Source organism: Streptomyces sp. NBC_00887, assembly GCF_045207585.1.
Genome location: NZ_CP108788.1, coordinates 3186430 through 3198653, shown reverse-complemented (window position 1 = coordinate 3198653; position 12224 = coordinate 3186430). Strand labels below are relative to the sequence as shown.

General features: G+C 70.5%; 12 protein-coding genes. 7 read left to right on the top strand and 5 right to left on the bottom strand.

What is annotated here, in order from left to right:
* Positions 1-107: 107 nt before the first annotated feature.
* The 3 genes from OG844_RS14590 to OG844_RS14580 all read right to left on the bottom strand — a co-directional run bounded on the left by OG844_RS14590 (position 108) and on the right by OG844_RS14580 (position 3569).
* Positions 108-1082, bottom strand: a complete 975-nt coding sequence (locus OG844_RS14590) for an acyl-ACP desaturase (RefSeq protein ID WP_406390501.1) — start codon at positions 1080-1082, stop codon at positions 108-110.
* A 154-nt stretch (positions 1083-1236) separates the two neighbouring features.
* Positions 1237-2883: an ABC-F family ATP-binding cassette domain-containing protein gene (locus tag OG844_RS14585; protein WP_406390500.1), complete on the bottom strand. Its 1647-nt coding sequence runs from the start codon at positions 2881-2883 to the stop codon at positions 1237-1239.
* Positions 2884-3155: 272 nt separating this feature from the next.
* Positions 3156-3569, bottom strand: coding sequence for an SsgA family sporulation/cell division regulator (locus OG844_RS14580; RefSeq protein WP_406390498.1), 414 nt, complete (start codon positions 3567-3569; stop codon positions 3156-3158).
* A gap of 182 nt (positions 3570-3751) precedes the next feature.
* Between OG844_RS14580 and OG844_RS14575 the strand changes: the two genes are divergently transcribed.
* On the top strand, positions 3752-4843 hold the full coding sequence (locus OG844_RS14575; protein ID WP_406390497.1) for a WD40/YVTN/BNR-like repeat-containing protein: 1092 nt from the start codon (positions 3752-3754) through the stop codon (positions 4841-4843).
* Positions 4844-4849: 6 nt separating this feature from the next.
* Here the strand turns inward: OG844_RS14575 and OG844_RS14570 are convergent, their stop codons facing one another.
* Entirely contained in the window at positions 4850-5149 is a 300-nt protein-coding gene (locus OG844_RS14570; RefSeq protein WP_406390495.1) for a YciI family protein, read from the bottom strand.
* Positions 5150-5205: 56 nt separating this feature from the next.
* On the opposite strand from OG844_RS14570, the gene OG844_RS14565 reads away from it, so the two are divergent.
* The gene (locus OG844_RS14565; protein ID WP_406390494.1) at positions 5206-5883 is read left to right on the top strand and encodes an endonuclease V; all 678 of its coding nucleotides are present in this window, start codon (positions 5206-5208) and stop codon (positions 5881-5883) included.
* Positions 5884-6012: 129 nt separating this feature from the next.
* Positions 6013-6159: a morphogenic membrane protein MmpA gene (mmpA, locus tag OG844_RS14560; protein ID WP_384612830.1), complete on the top strand. Its 147-nt coding sequence runs from the start codon at positions 6013-6015 to the stop codon at positions 6157-6159.
* Between the two features lie 44 nt (positions 6160-6203).
* On the opposite strand, the gene OG844_RS14555 is transcribed toward mmpA, so the two are convergent.
* Positions 6204-7394, bottom strand: coding sequence for a saccharopine dehydrogenase family protein (locus tag OG844_RS14555; RefSeq protein WP_406390492.1), 1191 nt, complete (start codon positions 7392-7394; stop codon positions 6204-6206).
* 205 nt (positions 7395-7599) lie between these two features.
* Here OG844_RS14555 and OG844_RS14550 point away from each other — a divergent pair, with 205 nt between their 5' ends.
* Genes OG844_RS14550 through OG844_RS14535 form a run of 4 tightly spaced genes read left to right on the top strand, consistent with a single transcriptional unit; the run spans position 7600 to position 12188 of the window.
* Positions 7600-8745 carry a CaiB/BaiF CoA transferase family protein gene (locus OG844_RS14550; RefSeq protein WP_406390491.1) on the top strand — a complete coding sequence of 382 codons (1146 nt, stop codon included), beginning with the start codon at positions 7600-7602 and terminating at the stop codon, positions 8743-8745.
* Positions 8745-9779: an LLM class F420-dependent oxidoreductase gene (locus OG844_RS14545; protein WP_406390490.1), complete on the top strand. Its 1035-nt coding sequence runs from the start codon at positions 8745-8747 to the stop codon at positions 9777-9779. The genes OG844_RS14550 and OG844_RS14545 overlap by 1 nt, the downstream gene beginning before the upstream one ends.
* A gap of 1 nt (position 9780) precedes the next feature.
* A complete protein-coding gene (locus OG844_RS14540; RefSeq protein ID WP_406390488.1) occupies positions 9781-10923 on the top strand; it encodes an acyl-CoA dehydrogenase family protein in 1143 nt (380 codons plus the stop codon).
* 50 nt (positions 10924-10973) lie between these two features.
* Positions 10974-12188: an acetyl-CoA C-acetyltransferase gene (locus OG844_RS14535; protein WP_384612840.1), complete on the top strand. Its 1215-nt coding sequence runs from the start codon at positions 10974-10976 to the stop codon at positions 12186-12188.
* Positions 12189-12224: the final 36 nt, after the last annotated feature.

Genomic DNA, 12224 nt, shown 5'->3' with positions numbered 1-12224 from the left:
GGCGGACCCAGCTGCGCGCACTGCGCCAGCACCCGGTGGCGCAGTGCGCGACGCCGCTTACGCGGAAGTGACGGCGCCCGAGTGAGCGCCGTCACCGTCCTGCGGGATCAGGCGTTCGCGCGGGCCGCCATCCGCGCCTTGCGCAGGGCCAGCTTCTCGTCGAACTTCGACGCCTCGCTGTCCAGCCCGCTCATGTACAGACCCAGCTCCTCCTGCGCCTTGAGGCCCTCGGGGCCGAGTCCGTCGATGTCGAGGACCTTGAGGTAGCGCAGCACGGGCTGGATCACGTCGTCGTGGTGGATGCGCATGTTGTAGATCTCGCCGATGGCCATCTGTGCGGCGGCGCGCTCGAAGCCGGGCATGCCGTGACCGGGCATCCGGAAGTTGACGACCACGTCGCGCACGGACTGCATCGTGAGGTCCGGGGCGAGCTCGAAGGCGGCACCCAGCAGGTTGCGGTAGAAGACCATGTGCAGGTTCTCGTCGGTCGCGATCCGGGCCAGCATCCGGTCGCAGACGGGGTCGCCCGACTGGTGGCCGGTGTTGCGGTGCGAGACGCGGGTCGCGAGCTCCTGGAAGGCTACGTAGGCCACGGAGTGCAGCATGGAGTGGCGGTTGTCGGACTCGAAGCCCTCCGCCATGTGCATCATGCGGAACTCCTCGAGCTTGTCCGGGTCGACGGCGCGCGAGGTGAGCAGGTAGTCGCGCATCACGATGCCGTGGCGGCCCTCCTCCGCGGTCCAGCGGTGCACCCAGGTGCCCCAGGCGCCGTCACGGCCGAAGAGGGAGGCGATCTCGTGGTGGTAGCTGGGGAGGTTGTCCTCGGTCAGCAGGTTCACGACGAGCGCGATCCTGCCGATGTCGGTGACCTTGGACTGGCTGGTCTCCCACGCTTCGCCGTCCTCGAAGACGCCGGTGAAGTTCCGGCCGTCGGAGAACGGTACGTACTCGTGGGGCATCCAGTCCTTGGCGACCTTGAGATGGCGGTTGAGTTCCTTCTCCACCACCTCTTCCAGCGCGTACAGCAGCTGGGCGTCGGTCCACGCCTTCGAACTGCCGAGTTGGGGAGAGGTGATCGTCACGGGGGCTCCTGGGGACGGGAGAATTACCTACGGCTTCGTAGGTTACGTGACCGTAGGTTAAGGCGACGGTAAGGCCGTAGCCAAGCCCGGTCCTCGCGGTGCCCGTTTACGTACCGTTATATCCGCAGGTCGGGGCCGGATGGTGAGGGGTAAGTCATACCTCACCGCCCTGGATCCGGGATAGGTCTGCGGGGGAGATTCCGCTCAGCTCGCCCGCGTCCAGCAGCAGCCACCGGGTGACCCCCAGTGACTGCAGGAACGCCAGATCGTGGCTCGCCACGATCAGCGCCCCCTCGTAGTTCGCCAGCGCGGCGGTGAGACGGTGCACGCCGGACAGGTCGAGGCTGTTCGTCGGTTCGTCCAGCATCAGCAGCCGGGGTGCCGGGTCGGCGAGCAGCAGTGCGGCCAGGGTCGCCCGGAGCCTCTCCCCGCCCGACAGCGTCGCCGCGGGCAGGTCCGCCCGGGCCCCCTTGAACAGGAAGTGCGCAAGCTTCGCCCGGATGCGGTTGGCCGAGGCGCCCGGCGCGTACCGCGCCACGTTGTCCACGAGGGACAGCCCGTCGTCGAGCACGTCCAGACGCTGAGGCAGAAAGCCCACCGGCACATGGACGACCGCCTCTCCGGACCGCGGCGCCAGCTCACCGGCGATCGTGCGCAGCAACGTCGTCTTGCCCGAGCCGTTGCGGCCGACCAACGCGATCCGCTCCGGGCCGCGCAGGTCGAACTCCCCGCGCACCCGGGCGCCGTGGGCCAGTTCGAGATCGCGCAGCACCAGTACCCCGCCACCCGGATGCACCTGGGTGTGCGGGAGTTCGATGCGGATCTCGTCGTCGTCCCGCACGGCCTCGACGGCTTCCCCGAGCCGCTCCTCCGCGTCGGCCAGCCGCTCCGCATGCAGGACGCGGTGCTTGCCGGCCGACTCCTGTGCCGTCTGCTTGCGCTGGCCCATGACGGCCTTCGGCTCGCGCTTGGTGTCCCACATCTTCTGTCCGTACCGTTTGCGCCGGGCCAACTTGATGTGCGCGTAGGACAGTTCACGCTTCTGTCGCCGCACATCGGCTTCCGCGGCCCGCACCATCCGCTCGGCGGCCTTCTGCTCCACGGCGAGCGCCTCCTCGTACGCCGTCAGGCTGCCGCCGTACCAGGTGACCGTGCCGTCCCTCAGTTCGGCGATCCGGTCCAGCCGCTCCAGCAGCTCCCGGTCGTGACTGACGACGACCAGGACACCGGTCCATGCGTCGACGGCGTCGTACAGCCGCCCCCGGGCGCGCAGGTCGAGGTTGTTCGTCGGCTCGTCCAGCAGCAGGACCGGCGGACGTGCCAGCAGCAGCGCGGCCAGCCGCAGCAGCACGCACTCGCCGCCCGACATCTCGCCGATGGTCCGGTCCAGCCCGACACCTGCGAGGCCCAGTTGGTCGAGCGTGGCACGGGCGTGTTCCTCAACGTCCCAGTCGTCACCGACCACGGTGAAGTGCTCCTCGCGGACATCGCCCGACTCGATGGCTTGCAGAGCGTTCCGTTTCCCGGCGATGCCCAGCACCGCGTCGACCCGCAGGGCGGTGTCCAGGACGACGTTCTGCGGGAGGTAGCCGATGTCGCCGGCCGTTGTGATGTGGCCGCCCGTGGGAGTGAGTTCACCGGCGATCAGACGCAACAGGGTCGATTTGCCGCAGCCGTTGAGGCCGATGAGACCGGTCCGTCCAGTACCGACCGCCAGTTGGAAGTCCTCGAAGACGTCGCCGCCGTCGGGCCAGGCGAAGGAGAGGGACGAACAGGTGATGTGTGTCGTGGGTGCAGGCATGAAGGTCTCCCGGCTGCGTCGGAGAAACTCGGAGAACGGCTCGTACACATGAGGTCGCACTCGGGCCCGCGCACGGAACAGCACGCGCGCGGCACGGTGTACGGACACCTCAGATGTGGAGCAACGTCCTTCTCCGATCCGACGACAACAGGGCAGCACTCACGCTACGAGCGGGTCCTGCGGCTCCGCAACCGCATTTCCCGGGGGCAGCGGCCCGGTGGGTCAGGAACCGCCGTGCCCCGGTGCGTCAGGACCCACCGCTGCCGCGTGGGTCAGGACCCGCCGAGCAGATCCGTAAGATCGCGGTCGAGGTCGAGGAAGCGGTACTCGTCGCCCACCGGGACGAGCAACTGGGCCCGCTTCAGGAAGCGGCGCAGTTCCGACGTGCGGACGTGCACCATGGCGATGCCCTCCACGGCGTGGAACTCCAGGACCGTGCGGTCGTAGCCGAAAGGCCGCACCCGGACGTCACCGACGCCGGCCGGTCCGTCCATCCCGGCCGTGAGCAGCTCACGGGAGAACTCCCAGGCCACCTCGGTGCCCTCGAGGGTCGCAGGAGCCGGGAAGGCCATGCGGACGGCGAAAGGGTCCTTGCGGTCGTAACTCAGGGTGGCGGGCAGGGTTTCCATCCGCGGAGCGGATGCGACCATGCGGGCCTGCACGGACTGCTCGATAACGCTGGACAAGACCTGCTCCCTCTCGCGTCGGATGAACGGTTCCCGGCAATGGAGTAGACGACGGAACTCCACGATCCGTGCACTGGCAGGGGGCGTGAGCTGCGTCACCGCCGGTCGGCTTCCGTCCTCCTGCCCCGTTTCGTCCGATGCGCCCTGGACGGCGGTCCGCCCGTGGACTAGCTTCCAGCGCCATGATGGCCATGGGGAAGACGAGACGACTGATGTCACTGGGCCTGTGCGGTGCGGCTGTGACCGCAGCTCTGGCCGTACCGTCGGTGCAGGCCGCACCCGCGGAGCAGCGTGAACGGGGCCACCGGCCGGCCTGGGAGCTCACCGACACGGGCACGGACGCGCGCTTCCGTGGCCTCGCCGCGGTCAGCCGCGACGACGCCTGGGTCGCGGGGTCCGGGGGCACGGTGCTGCGTACGGCCGACGGGGGCCGGCACTGGCGGGACGTCTCGCCGCCCGGAGCGGCGGACCTGGAGTTCCGCGACATCGAGGCCTTCGACCGGCGGCGGGCGGTGGTCCTGGCCATCGGTGAGGGCGAGGCGTCCAGGGTCCTGCGCACCGATGACGGCGGCGCGACCTGGACCGAGTCCTTCCGCAACAGCGACTCCCGTGCCTTCTACGACTGCCTGACCTTCTTCGACAGCCGCAACGGGCTGGCGATGAGCGACCCGGTGGACGGGAAGTTCCGCATCCTGTCGACCTCCGACGGCGGACGGAACTGGAAGGTGCTGCCCGACGCGGGCATGCCCGTCGCCCGCCCCGGCGAGGCCGGTTTCGCGGCGAGCGGCCAGTGCCTCGTCAGCTCGGGCGCCAAGGACGTGTGGCTCGCCACCGGCGGTGCGGACACCGCCCGGGTGCTGCACTCCGGTGACCGCGGTCTGACCTGGTCCGAGACCGCGTCGCCCATCCCGGCCGGGGACCCCGCGCGCGGAGTCTTCGGCCTCGCCTTCCGCGACCGCACGCACGGCATCGCGGTCGGCGGCGACTACCGCGCGGACCAGGCCTCGCCGGACGCCGCGGCCGTCACCGGCAACGGCGGTCGTACCTGGCGGACCGCCAGCACCCCGCCACCGGCCTACCGTTCGGGCGTCACCTGGCTCCCGCACAGCAGGGCGGCGGCGCTTGCGGTCGGCCCGACCGGCACGGATCTGACCCTGGACGGCGGACGCACCTGGAGGACGGTCGACACCGGCTCGTACGACACGGTGAACTGCGTGGCCGACGGCGGCTGCTGGGCCGCGGGCGAGAAGGGACGCGTCGCCCGGCTCGGATAACCGCGCCTATGCGGGCAGTTGCTGCCGGTAGGGGGCCAGTTCCTCGGACGTCTTCGTCGCGAGGAACTCCGTGATCCGGTACGCGCACACCCCGTGCGTCGCGAAGGGGTCGGTCGCCGCGATCTCCTCGATCCGCGCGCGATCGTCCCCGACAGCGAGAATCACGCCGCCGTCACGCGGGTTCTTGCGCCCGGAGGCGATGAACACCCCGGCCGTGTAATGGGTGTCGAGCCAGGCGACATGTTCCTGCAGGAGTGCGTCGACGCGCTCGACCGGTGCGGTGTAGGTCAACTCGAGTACGAACATGATCGCCAGGTTACGGGACCGGCGGAAGCCCCGGGGTCCCTAGACTCAACCGCACCATGACGACTTTCACCATGCCCGCCGACGAGGCCGAAGCACGCGCCGTCCAGGACACACTGCGCACCCGGGTGGTGCTCGACGAACCGGGGCCGCGGCCCGGCACCGGCCGGGTGACCGGCGTCGACGTCGCCTACGACGACGAGCGGGACGTCGTCGTGGCGGCCGCCGTCGTCCTCGACGCCGCGACACTGGAGGTGGTGGCCGAGTCGACCGCGCGGGGCCGGGTGACCTTCCCGTACGTCCCCGGGCTCCTGGCCTTCAGGGAGATCCCGACCGTGCTCGCCGCGCTGGAGGCGCTGCCCGTCGACCCCGGGCTCGTCGTCTGCGACGGCTACGGTCGGGCGCATCCGCGCAGGTTCGGACTCGCCAGCCATCTGGGCGTCCTCACCGGCCTCGCTGTCATCGGCGTCGCCAAGAATCCGTTCACCTTCCGCCACGAGCCACCGGGGCCCCGGCGCGGGGACTCCACCCCGCTCATGGACGGGGACGAGGTGGTCGGCCGGGCGTTGCGCACCCAGGACGACACCAAGCCCGTCTTCGTCTCCGTCGGCCACCGCACCGGCCTGGACAACGCCTGCGCCCACACACTGCTGCTGGCGCGCGACTTCCGTCAGCCGGAGACCACGCGCCGGGCCGACGCCCTGTGCCGGGCGGCCCTGCGGGAGGCCGTCGCCTGACCGCCGCCGCCGGTCCGCCCCGGCACGGCTGCCAAGGCCCGGCCGGCCCGATCCCGGCCGCCGGGATTGTTTCCATCTGAGTACATGAACGGATGTTGTTCGTCGAACATCAGGGGCAGGCTGGTACACATGATCGACCACCACGCACCCCCCATGAACGCAGGAACCGTACGTCTGTCCCAGCGCGGCGTTGCCGTGGGTATGACCCTGGGCGTTGTCGCGGGAGCCGCCTGGACCGTTTCCATGGTCTGCACCCTCGCCTCCTGGATGCTCTGACCCGGCCGGCGCCCTCCCGTACGCCCAGGGAACCGAGCCCCGCCTCAGAGCACCGCCGCGACGCGGAAGCCCAGACCCGCGGTCGTCAGCCGTTCCAGGAGCGCGTCGCCCATCGCCACGGCGGTCGTGACCTGCCCCGATGTCTTCGGCAGGTCGTCGAGGGCGAGGCAGATGGCGGCCTCGGCCAGCATCTTCGCGGTCTCGTCGTAGCCCGGGTCGCCGCCCGACACCTCGGTGAAGACCCGGCGGCCACCGCCCTCGCCGACGAAGCGCACCGTGAACCAGCTGCGGTCCCTGCGCTCCTTGCCGGGGCCGGTGCCGGGTTCGTATCGGTCCATCAGCCAGCCGCGCACGGCGGGGATCTGGGCGGCCGCCGTCAGCACACCCAGAGCCGCGGTGCCGCCGAGCGCCACCGGAAGGTGTTTCACGGAGGCGAAGTGCCGGTAGCGGAAGTCGGGGCCGTAACGCGCCAGCGCCCGCGCCGACCGCTCCACGACACGGGGGTCCAGGGTCGGAAGCGGCAGTGCCCACGTTCCGGTCGCCGGACTGAAGTGGGCTGAGCCCTGCGGGGCGCGGGCCCGGCGGCCGACCAGGCGCGGCTCGTGCAGACGGCGTTCCTTCGCGGCCCGGATCATCTGCGGGCCGCGGCCGATCGCGGTGAGCGCCGAGGCGAACGTGCCGCCCGAGAAGACGGCGTTGCTGCGGACGTAGCCGTCGACGGTCAGCGGCACGTCCTCGGGGAGCTGCTGGACGGTGAAGTAGACGCCGAGGTCGTGCGGTACGGAGTCGAAGCCGCAGGCGTGCACGATCCGGGCACCCGTCTCGCGGGCCCTCGTGTCGTGCTCCAGGAACATCCGGTCGACGAACTCCGCCTCGCCGGTGAGGTCGGCGTAGTCGGTCCCCGCCTCGGCGCAGGCCGCCACCAGCCCTTCGCCGTACCAGACGTACGGGCCCACCGTCGACGCCACCACATGTGCGGACTCGGCGAGTTCGCGCAGCGTGCCGGGGTCGTCGGCATCGGCTGTCAGCAGGGGCAGCTCCGCGCAGCGCGGGTCGATCGCGGCGAGGTCGTCGCGCAGCTTTTCGAGCTTGGCCCGGCTGCGGCCCGCCGCGGCCCAGCGGAAGCCGTCCGGTGCGTGCTCCGCCAGATATTCGGCGGTGAGTGTCCCCACGAAGCCGGTGGCGCCGAAAAGGATGACGTCATAGGGGCGTTCTGCCCCGTTCTGCCTGTTCATGAGTGCCTCCGCAGGGGCCGGCGCCGATGTAGCAGGCAGAGGGTAGCGGAGGGGTTCGTGGCGCTGTGCAGCCGGGAGGGCCTCGGTGCGAGAGGATCCCTGAGAAGGAACTAAGCGCTTGCTCGGCCAAAAGGGTTGTGCGGAGCGCCGAGCCTTCTTAACATCGTCGATGTTACATCAGTTGTGTCATACCGCTGGGGGCTTGATGGCAACGACAGGGCAGGGTCCACTGGCCGGGGTGCGTGTCGTCGAACTGGCGGGCATCGGCCCGGGACCGTTCGCCGCGATGCTCCTGGCCGATCTCGGCGCCGACGTGGTGCGCGTCGACCGGCCCGGCGGCGCGGCGCTGGGGATCGATCCCGCGTACGACCTCACCAACCGCAACAAGCGCTCGGTCCTCGTCGACCTCAAGGCCGAAGGCGGCGCGGGGCAGGTCCTGGACCTCGTGGAGCGCGCTGACATCCTGATCGAGGGCTACCGCCCGGGCGTCGCCGAACGCCTCGGCGTGGGGCCGGCCGCATGTCTGGACCGCAATCCGCAGCTCGTCTACGGGCGGATGACCGGCTGGGGCCAGGACGGGCCGCTGGCCGAACGGGCCGGACACGACATCGCCTACATCGCACTCAGCGGCACCCTTTCCATGATCGGCAGACCCGGGGAGCCGCCCACGGTTCCCGCCAATCTGGTCGGCGACTACGCGGGCGGTTCGCTCTACCTCGTCGTCGGTGTGCTCGCCGCCCTCCAGCACGCCCGCACACCCGGCGGCACGGGCCAGGTGGTGGACGCCGCCATCGTCGACGGTGCCGCCCACCTCGCCACGATGATCCACGGGATGCTGGCGGCCGGCAGCTGGCAGGACCGGCGCGGCTCCAACCTCCTCGACGGCGGCTGCCCCTTCTACGGCTGCTATGAGACGTCCGACGGCGAGTACATGGCGGTCGGACCGCTGGAGCCGCAGTTCTACGAGCAGTTCGGCAAGCTGCTCGGGATCGTCGACGAGGCCCCCGACCGCAACGACTTCAGCCGCTGGGCGGATCTGCGCACCCTCGTCGCCGACCGCTTCAGGGTCCGTACCCGCGCCGAGTGGACCGAGACCTTCGAAGGCACGGACGCCTGCGTCGCCCCGGTCCTCTCGCTCCGCGAGGCGCCCCACCACCCGCACCTCGCCGCCCGCTCCACCTACGTCGAGCACGGCGGCCTCACCCAGCCCGCGCCCGCTCCCCGGTTCTCCGCCACCCCCTCCCGTGTGCGCAGCGGGCCCGCCCGGCCCGGCGCGGACACCGAGGACGTGGCCCGCGAATGGGACGTGACGAGCCTGCGGGCCCTCCCGAAGAAGGACGGCACCGACTGATGGAACTCTCCCTCCCGCTGAACTACGCGGGCGACCCGCGCGCCGCCTGCGACCAGGTCGCCGCACTGGAATCCGCCGGACTCGACGCCGTATGGGTCGCCGAGGCGTACGGCTTCGACTCGCCCTCGATCATGGGATATCTGGCCGCCCGCACCGAGCGCATGAAGATCGGCGCGGCGATCCTCAACGTCTACTCCCGCACCCCCGCCCTCATCGCCCAGACCGGAGCCGGACTCGACGCGGTCTCCGGCGGCCGGGCCCTGCTCGGGCTCGGCGCGTCCGGCCCGCAGGTCGTGGAGGGCTGGCACGGCAAGCCGTACGACAAGCCGCTCGGCCGGACCCGCGAGACCGTCGAGCTCTGCCGGCGGATCTGGCGCCGCGAGGTCATCGACCACCACGGCATCACCGACATGCCGCTGCCCAAGGAGAAGGGCGGCAGGCTCGGCAAGCCGCTGAAGATCCTCACCCGGCCGGTCCGCGAGAACATTCCGCTCTACATCGCCTCCCTCGGCCCCGCCAACGTGGCACTGACCGCCGAGATCGCCGACGGCTGGCTGCCCACCCTCTACATCCCGGAGAAGGCCCGCCAGGTCTGGGGCGGCGCCCTGGCCGAAGGGGCGGCGAAGCGCGATCCGGCACTCGGCCCGCTGCAGACCGTCGCAGGAGGCCTGCTCGCCATCGGCGACGACGCCGCGGCCCTCAGGGACCTCGCCCGCCCCCAGATCGCGCTGTACGTCGGAGGGATGGGCGCGAGGGGCAAGAACTTCTACAACGACCTCGCCGTCGCCTACGGGTACGAGAAGGAGGCCGCCACGATCCAGGAGCTCTACCTCTCGGGGAAGAAGAAGGAGGCCGAGGCCGCCGTCCCGGACGAATTCTGCGAGCTCATGTCGCTCTGCGGGCCCGAGGGGTACGTACGCGACCGCATCGAGGCCTTCCGCGAGGCCGGCGTCACCATGCTCAACGTCACGCCCGTCGGCCCCGAGCCGGCCCGCCTGATCTCCACCGTCAAGAACTGGCTCCAGGGGGCTTGAAGTGCAGCGGCAGATCTTCACCGAAGAGCACCACGCGTTCCGCGAGACCGTCCGCACCTTCCTGACGAAGGAGGCACTCCCGCACTACGAACAGTGGGAGAAGGACGGCATCGTCTCGCGCGAGGCATGGCTCGCGGCCGGCCGGCAGGGACTGCTCGGCCTCGCCGTACCCGAGGAGTACGGGGGCGGCGGCAACGCCGACTTCCGCTACAGCGCCGTGCTGGCCGAGGAGTTCACCCGGGCCGGAGTCGCGGGGCTGGCGCTCGGCCTGCACAACGACATCATCGGTCCCTATCTCACCGGGCTCGGCACCGAGGAGCAGAAGCGGCGCTGGCTGCCCGGCTTCTGCTCCGGCGAGACCATCACGGCCATCGCCATGACCGAACCGGGTGCGGGCTCCGACCTCCAGGGCATCCGCACCACCGCCGAGGACAAGGGCGACCACTGGCTGCTCAACGGCTCGAAGACCTTCATCTCCAACGGCATCCTCGCCGACCTGGTGATCGTCGTCGCCAAGACCTCGCCGGAGGGCGGTGCGAAGGGCCTCTCGCTGCTCGTCGTCGAACGAGGGGCGGAAGGCTTCGAGCGCGGCCGCAACCTCGACAAGATCGGCCAGAAGTCCCAGGACACCGCCGAGTTGTTCTTCAACGACGTGCGCGTGCCCAAGGAGAACCTGCTCGGCGAGCTCGACGGCGCCTTCATCCACCTCATGACCAACCTGGCCCAGGAACGGATGGGCATAGCGGTCGCCGGGATCGCCGCGGCCGAGTACCTCCTGGAGATCACCACCCAGTACGTCAAGGAGCGCGAAGCCTTCGGACGCCCGCTCTCCAAGCTCCAGCACATCAGGTTCGAGATCGCCGAGATGGCCACCGAGTGCGCCGTCACCAGGGCCTTCCTCGACCGGTGCATCGTCGACCACTCGGCAGGGACGCTCGACGCCGTACACGCCTCGATGGCCAAGTGGTGGGCCACCGAACTGCAGAAGCGCGTCGCCGACCGCTGTCTCCAACTCCACGGCGGATACGGCTACATGACCGAGTACCGGGTCGCGAAGGCGTTCACCGACGGCCGCATCCAGACCATCTACGGCGGTACGACCGAGATCATGAAGGAGATCATCGGCCGCTCGCTGCTCGGCTGACCCGGCTCCCGCCGACCCTGTTGCGCAACCACCCTCGAAAGGCTGCTGTCTTGAGTACCGAAGCGTTCGTCTACGACGCGATCCGCACCCCGCGCGGTCGCGGCAAGGCCAATGGCGCCCTGCACGGAACCAAGCCGATCGACCTCGTCGTCGGCCTCATCCACGAGATCCGGGCCCGCTTCCCGGACCTCGACCCCGCGGCCATCGACGACATCGTCCTCGGCGTGGTCAGCCCGCTCGGCGACCAGGGCTCCGACATCGCCCGTATCGCCGCGATCGCGGCCGGACTTCCGGACTCCGTCGCGGGTGTCCAGGAGAACCGCTTCTGCGCATCCGGCCTGGAAGCCGTCAACCTCGCGGCCGCGAAGGTCCGTTCGGGCTGGGAGGACCTCGTCCTGGCCGGTGGCGTCGAGTCGATGTCCCGCGTGCCGATGGGCTCCGACGGCGGTGCCTGGGCCATGGACCCGATGACCAGCTTCGAGACCGGCTTCGCCCCGCAGGGCATCGGTGCCGACCTCATCGCGACTGTCGAGGGCTTCTCCCGCAGGGACGTCGACGAGTACGCCGCACTGTCCCAGGAGCGCGCCGCCGCGGCCTGGAAGGACGAGCGCTTCGCCCGCTCCGTCGTACCCGTCAGGGACCGCAACGGCCTGCTCGTCCTCGACCACGACGAGCACATGCGGCCCGGCACCACCGCCGACTCGCTCGCCTCCCTCAAGCCGTCCTTCGCCGCGATCGGCGAGATGGGCGGTTTCGACGCCGTCGCCCTCCAGAAGTACCACTGGGTCGAGAAGATCGACCACGTCCACCACGCGGGCAACTCCTCCGGCATCGTGGACGGCGCCGCCCTCGTCGCCATCGGCTCGAAGGAGGTCGGTGAGCGCTACGGCCTCACCCCGCGCGCCCGGATCGTCTCCGCAGCCGTCTCCGGATCCGAGCCCACCATCATGCTGACCGGACCGGCACCGGCCACCCGCAAGGCGCTGGCCAAGGCCGGGCTCACCATCGACGACATCGACCTCGTCGAGATCAACGAGGCGTTCGCCGGTGTCGTCCTGCGCTTCGTGCGGGACATGGGTCTCTCCCTCGACAAGGTCAACGTCAACGGCGGCGCCATCGCGCTGGGCCATCCGCTCGGCGCGACCGGCGCGATGATCCTGGGCACGCTCATCGACGAACTGGAGCGGCGTGACAAGCGCTACGGCCTCGTGACCCTCTGCGTCGGCGGCGGCATGGGTGTCGCCACCGTCGTCGAGCGTCTCTGACCGTCCCCCGGCCACCCCTGCTTACGGAGAAGAACA

Bases quoted from the DNA above. Each gene is read 5' to 3' on its own strand.
- mmpA (WP_384612830.1), top strand. From the start codon at position 6,013: ATGATCGACCACCACGCACCCCCCATGAACGCAGGAACCGTACGTCTG.
- OG844_RS14555 (WP_406390492.1), bottom strand. From the start codon at position 7,394: ATGAACAGGCAGAACGGGGCAGAACGCCCCTATGACGTCATCCTTTTC.
- OG844_RS14565 (WP_406390494.1), top strand. From the start codon at position 5,206: ATGACGACTTTCACCATGCCCGCCGACGAGGCCGAAGCACGCGCCGTC.
- OG844_RS14550 (WP_406390491.1), top strand. From the start codon at position 7,600: ATGGCAACGACAGGGCAGGGTCCACTGGCCGGGGTGCGTGTCGTCGAA.
- OG844_RS14545 (WP_406390490.1), top strand. From the start codon at position 8,745: ATGGAACTCTCCCTCCCGCTGAACTACGCGGGCGACCCGCGCGCCGCC.
- OG844_RS14585 (WP_406390500.1), bottom strand. From the start codon at position 2,883: ATGCCTGCACCCACGACACACATCACCTGTTCGTCCCTCTCCTTCGCC.
- OG844_RS14570 (WP_406390495.1), bottom strand. From the start codon at position 5,149: ATGTTCGTACTCGAGTTGACCTACACCGCACCGGTCGAGCGCGTCGAC.
- OG844_RS14575 (WP_406390497.1), top strand. From the start codon at position 3,752: ATGATGGCCATGGGGAAGACGAGACGACTGATGTCACTGGGCCTGTGC.